The organism is Rhodovibrio sodomensis (assembly GCF_016583645.1).
Taxonomy (GTDB): Bacteria; Pseudomonadota; Alphaproteobacteria; order Kiloniellales; family Rhodovibrionaceae; genus Rhodovibrio; species Rhodovibrio sodomensis.
The window spans coordinates 1-5888 of record NZ_NRRL01000187.1 but is presented as its reverse complement, the minus strand read 5'-3'; the positions used below and the strand labels follow the sequence as shown (position 1 = coordinate 5888).

Annotated in this window: 5 protein-coding genes; all 5 read right to left on the bottom strand. The window is 63.4% G+C overall.

Annotated features, from left to right (window positions below; genetic code table 11):
* Positions 1–654 precede the first annotated feature (654 nt).
* The gene (locus CKO28_RS26470) at positions 655–2178 is read right to left on the bottom strand and encodes an aldehyde dehydrogenase family protein (protein WP_242480838.1); all 1524 of its coding nucleotides are present in this window, start codon (positions 2176–2178) and stop codon (positions 655–657) included.
* Positions 2178–3047, bottom strand: coding sequence for an NAD(P)-binding domain-containing protein (locus CKO28_RS26465; protein ID WP_200344284.1), 870 nt, complete (start codon positions 3045–3047; stop codon positions 2178–2180). Before CKO28_RS26465 ends, CKO28_RS26470 begins: the two co-directional genes overlap by 1 nt.
* Positions 3048–3110: 63 nt before the next feature.
* Entirely contained in the window at positions 3111–3581 is a 471-nt protein-coding gene (locus tag CKO28_RS26460) for a hypothetical protein (protein ID WP_200344282.1), read from the bottom strand.
* 3 nt (positions 3582–3584) lie between these two features.
* On the bottom strand, positions 3585–4445 hold the full coding sequence (locus CKO28_RS26455; protein ID WP_200344280.1) for a DUF3100 domain-containing protein: 861 nt from the start codon (positions 4443–4445) through the stop codon (positions 3585–3587).
* 150 nt (positions 4446–4595) lie between these two features.
* Positions 4596–5513, bottom strand: coding sequence for a LysR family transcriptional regulator (locus CKO28_RS26450; protein WP_200344278.1), 918 nt, complete (start codon positions 5511–5513; stop codon positions 4596–4598).
* Positions 5514–5888 lie beyond the last annotated feature (375 nt).

Genomic DNA, 5888 nt, shown 5'->3' with positions numbered 1-5888 from the left:
TTCACCTACCCCTACAGACAGCGCTAGGCCAGCACCGGCGCCAACGCTACCGCCCACGAAGGACGTGATAATGGATAAAATGCCAAGGCGTTTCGCGTTCACGATCGTCCCTCCGCAATGCCCCCTCGAGGCCGCGGTGCAACATAACTTGCGGCAAAAGCCGAGTCCGAATTGGTGGGTCTACCAACTCTTAGCGGAGAAGCCGGGCGCAGTCCAAATTTTAACTCGAACGGGTCGTGTTCGAGGCGCCGAGTTCGTCTACACCTACGGCAAAGGCGATGGGGAATATGCCAAAAGTTGAACGCCTTACCGTACTGATTGCAATTCTGATTTGGATATTCGGTGGAGTGTTGGGCTGGAGTGCTCTCGCCCTAACCGTTCTGGTGCTAGCTTAGAGCCGTAGCGGAGCGTCTCTATTTCAGGCGAACCCACGGCCGCTTTGGGTCACGACCTGAAGCGCGCCGACGTGGCGTCGCCGTCAGGTGTCGAGGGTACTCCGGACGTCGTTGCCCCGGTGCTCACCGGCAGCCCCGGGCCAGAGCTGACGTTCGGTCTGGGCTGTTCAAAGCTAAGATGATCGATCGGCGGCGAAGTCAATCCGTGGCGGCCTGGAGTATCCATACCCAGTAAGTATCAACATCCACGCGGTGACGCTCAGTACCCGAATGCCATTTTCGGGTCTTCAGAGGTCTCGGTCCAAATGCTTCGAGAGCGCGTGTACTCCATTAACGCTTCACGCCCTGAGGACCGACCGAAACCGCTCTCCTTGAAACCGCCGAACGGGCTCATCACACCGATCGTCTTGTAGCCGTTGATCCAGACCGTCCCGGCCTCGATTTGACCGGCCACGCGATGAGCGCGCTCAACCCGTCCGGACCAGACAGCCCCGGCCAGGCCGAAACGTGTCTGGTTGGTTAGGCGCACGGCCTCGGCCTCATCCTCGAACGGCATCGCCACGACCACCGGTCCGAATATCTCTTCCTGCGCGATCTCCCAGTCGTTCCCAACGTCCGCGATGACTGTCGGCTCCACGTAATGTCCAGGGCCTTGCGGTCGACCGCCGCAAAGCACGCGGGCGCCGGCGGAACGCGCCTTCTCGATGTAGTCGAGCACCCGGCTCTGCTGGGCGGCCCCGTTCAGTGGGCCGACTTGAGTTTCCGGGTCTTCAGGTACCCCCATCTGCAGACTACGCGCCTTCTCAACCAGTCGCTCGAGAACATCCTCGTAGACACTCTTCTGCACCAAGAGGCGTGAACTCGCGACACAGCTCTGTCCGGCCGCCGCGTAGATCCCGGCCGCAGCGCCCCCGGCCGCCTTGGCGAGGTCAGCATCCTCGAAGACCACGTTCGCGGACTTGCCGCCGAGTTCCAGGATGCAGGGGATCAGTCGGTCAGCGGCCGTGCGGGCGACCACGCGCCCGGTTTCCGGCGACCCGACAAAAACCGCGAGCTGGACCTCAGGCGCCGCGAACATCGCTGCGCCCGTAGTTCCACCAAAACCGGCCAGCACGTTCACAGCCCCGGTCGGGACGCCGGCCTTCTGGAGCAGGCAGCCCAGTGCGACGGTCGACAAGGGGGTTAGCTCGCTGGGCTTGATCACGACGGTATTGCCGGCGGCAAGGGCGGGCGCGATCTGCCAACCGCCGGTAAACACCGGTGCGTTCCAGGGCGTGACCTGGGCGACGACCCCGTGCGGGATCCGCTGGGTGTAGTTGAGGTGGCTGGTCGGAACCGGGATCACCTCCCCATAAAGCTTGTCGCACCACCCCGCGTAGTACTCGAACATCTCGGCGACCTTGGTCGCCTCGACCCGCGTATCGCGGATCGGCTTGCCGGCGCTCAGTGCTTCCAGCTCGGCGAGCTGCTCGATGCTGTCGCGTACCTGCTGGGCGGCCTGCCACATCACGCGGCCCCGTTGAGCCGCCGTCATGTCGCGATACCAGGCCTGCCGCGCCCGGTCGGCCGCCTGCGCCGCTTCTCGGGCCAGTTTTGCTCCCGCATCGGGGTAGTGAAGCAGTTGGCCACCGCTTGCCGGGTCAAGGATCGTGATGGCCTCTCCTTCACCGCGTCGGACGCGTCCATCGATCAGGCTGCCGTACTGGGGGTCGCCGCAGATCTGCTGCCAGATCTGGATAACGCGCTCTGCCCGTGTAGTTGTATCCATCACTTGATCAAGCATCATTCCCTCAAAGATACCGAGGCTACGTTGGTGAAATCGCTCTGTCCGCCCAGATGTTCGGTCTCCTGGTCCCAACGGTCGATCAGCGCCGCGAGCGTGTCGTCACTCCTGAATTCGGACAGCAGCTCACGGGCCAGATGTAGATCCTTCTGCATCAAACCCATCGTGAACCCGGAGTTGAAAGATCCATTGAGCACCCATTTCGGCATGAACGCCTCAGTGACCGCGCTCCGGCCCGAGCCGGCGTTGACGGCCTCCAGCAGCCGTTCCGGCTCCACACCGGCAGCTGCCGCGAGCCGCACGCCGGCGCCGTCGATCATCAGATGGGCGGCACAGAGCAGGTTGTTGGCGATCTTGGCCACGTGACCGGCACCACTATCACCGACATGCACGACCTTGGCTGCCATGGACTCGAGCACCGGGCGCGCCGCTTCCAGCCCGTCCGCCGTGCCACCGGCAGCGACTGCGAGCGTGCCGGCCTCGGCACCCGCTGGGCCACCGCTCACCGGAGCGTCGACGAACGCGATCCCGCGGCTGTTGGCGACCTCCGCCAGGCCCCGGGTCGATCTGGGATCGCTCGACGAGCAATCGATGACGCACGCGCCGGTGCCAAGGCTCCATAGAAGGCCCGAGTCCTGAATCAGGATCTCCTCGACCTCGCGCGAGCTCGGAAGAGACATTAGATACCAGTCCGCACGCCCTGCGAGCGCCGCCGCGCTCGCCACGATCTCGAGTCTACCCTGGAGAGCCTCTCGCGTCTGGGAATTCACGTCATAGCCGAGAACGCTGAAGCCTTTCTCACCAAGGCGCCCGGCCATCGCGGCGCCCATGCGCCCGAGCCCGATGACCGCAATTGTTCCGCGTGTCACCAGCACCTCCTCTTGTAATCGGGTGGCGGCCGCGCCGTCCGACGGCGGCGGGGCCTTCTCAGCTCAGGCGCCCTGCAGCGACAGCACCAGATGGGCAATCACGGCCGAGCCAAGGTATGTGCCCGCGAGCACGAAGACCGCCACGAGCGCGATCCGCCAGCCCGACGTCTTCGCGATCTCGATCTCGTTGCGGGCGATCGCCAAACCAGCGTAAGCGAGACACGGCGTTGCCAGGATAAGGAAGTTCACCGCCTCTGTCTGAGCGACGATCCATTCCTGGCCCGGCATGCCCGGAAGAGTGATGACGATCCCGACGATCGAGATCCAGGCCACACTTGGCAGGTAGAATGGCATCCATTTCGCAAGCGCGAGGCCGGCCATCACAATGGCGTAAAGCACAGCCATGCCGATCAGACCGGCGACAACCGGGTTACCCGGGCCAACGGTGTTGGCCACCAGGCACAGGATGCTGACAACGAACAGCACGGCGGCGTGCTCCGACATGTCGATATGCGGTCGGGTGATTGCACTCATGGTCTAGCCCTCCTGCTTGTTAGTCGCGGGCTTCGCGGCGCCATCCGTCCCTGAAGCGCCCTCGTCTTCCGACCCGCGCAGAATCCGATATGCCCAGTTCACCATCGGCAGGGCGATGAAGAGACCGACATACAGGCCGGTCGCGTAGGTCAGCAGGTTGCTCGCGCCGGCGAGCGCGACGATCTCGTCCTCCATGCTCGGCACCGCGTTGGTGAGGGCGCCGGTGCAAGCCGCCATCATCGATCCGCTACCCACACCACAAGCCATGGCGAGTGCTCGGACATCGAGGATCCCAGCGGTCGCCAGCACCGACGCCATGACCGCGAAGATGAACGTGCCGGCCAGCGTGCCGACCACATATACGCCGAGCACGCCCGCTCCCTCTTTGCTCTTCAGGGTGTAGCGGTCCGCGATGATCGCGATGTTCGGCTCGCGGGCGATCGAGAAGGTGGCCCCGATGGCCTCACGGCCCATCCGCAGCACAAGCACCGCAATCGGGAACGCGAGAATGATGGTGCCGAGGTTGCCGATCTCTTGAGCCAGCAGCGCCGGACCCGCGGAGATGATCTTGTCGATCGCCGGACCGATGGTGGTTCCGAACTTGGCAATGAAGGGCATGATCGCGATCACGATCAGCGGCGTGGCCGCCTTCACCTCATCCGATCCGATGAACTTCCGGCCCAGGGCCGTGATGTTCGGGTTCGCGAGCAACCCGAGCACGAAACTGTAGAGCAGCGGTAGCAGGAGGATCGCGCCGATCCCAATCGGAATCTTCACGATCCCTACAAGCTCCGCAGCGATCGTGAACGCGAGCACGAGAACGTGCAGACGCCACAACGATGCGACTTTCCTGACGGCTTCCATGTCGCCTCCCTGTCTGGATCGTATTGGACATGCGCGGCGGGCCAGCCGATGTTCCGCCGTACCCGGCGACGCGGAGGATCACGCTAGTGCGCCTGACTGTCGCACCTGAAGATCAATCTGGAGACCGGGGCGTGCGCGTTTCGGCAACACTCAGCTGAAGCCGAATGATCGCACTGCGGGATCGAGGTGCTGGATCAGCGCACGAACCGGTGGTGTCGGGCGCCTTCCGTGGCGCAGCATAAGGGAGCTTTTCCCCTCATTCAGAAGATCGCTGACCAAGCTAACTGCCCTGACTACGCCATCTGACAATTCCGGCTCGGCAGCGAATTTTGGCAACACGCCGATCCCGCTGCCGCTTGCCACATAACGCCGCAGGGCTGGGATCGAATTGCATTCCAGGCGGATCGTCGGGGATACATCCTCGACGTTACAGGCCATATCGAACAGACGCCGCACCCCGTGACGCGCGTCTAGCAGAGCCAGGGGATAGGGCTCGACGTCGCGCAGAGATAACCGGGTCCACCGCGCGAGCTCATGGCCAACCGGCAGAATCCCACACAAGGGCGCCGGGGCGTCGGCAATTACGTCGATCGTCTTATTGGAAGGCGCATTGTAAGCCAATCCGACATCAACGCGGTTCTCTTCGATGGCTTGCATGACTTCGCTCGTGCTGCCGGTCTCGAGCACCACCTGGACGCCCGGGTGCTGAGCGTGAAATGGGCGGATGGCTTGCGCCACAACGCCCGCCAGATACCCCTCGCCAACGGCCAGGGATACGCGACCACCCTCCCCGCCTCGCAGGAGGTCGATTTCGGTCGCCAGCAGATCGCTCAGATGCCGGCGTTCGCGGGCGTAGCGAACCAGCGCCTCGGCAACCGGCGTCGCCCGCAGCCCCGTCGAGAAGCGCTCGAACAAGCGCGCACCGATCTCGGCCTCGAGCGCACTCAGACGACGGCTGATGGCCGACGGCGCAACATTCACCGTCTCGGCCGCGGCGCGGATTGAGCCGCTATCGTGAATGGCCACGATGCATTCAAGAGTACGTTCCTCGATACTGTGGAGTGGCATGCTGCGCCGGTTCCAGGCCACTATGTGGCGTTGGGCAGTACATCCTGCTGGTCTAGGCATTCCATAATCTCGGAGATCGTCCGGATCACGGGCTCCTCTTTTTGGAACCGCCAAGCCAAACGCGCTTCCTGCAATAGCATATGGTCCGCGGTCATCCGGGTCGATCCCGGGGTGCATCCAGGCCAGGGCAATCGGGTGAAAAAGGGGGGTGACATGTAGATGAGGCTCTGAATCGATGGAAGGCCTCAGATTCGGTTAATGGAGGCGAACGATGGATCGAGCGGGTGCTCTGGGCGAGGCGGTTGTTTTTCTTGATCATTTTGCGGATGTGACGGATCCGCGCCAGGCCGGGAAGGTGGCCTATCCGTTGGACGA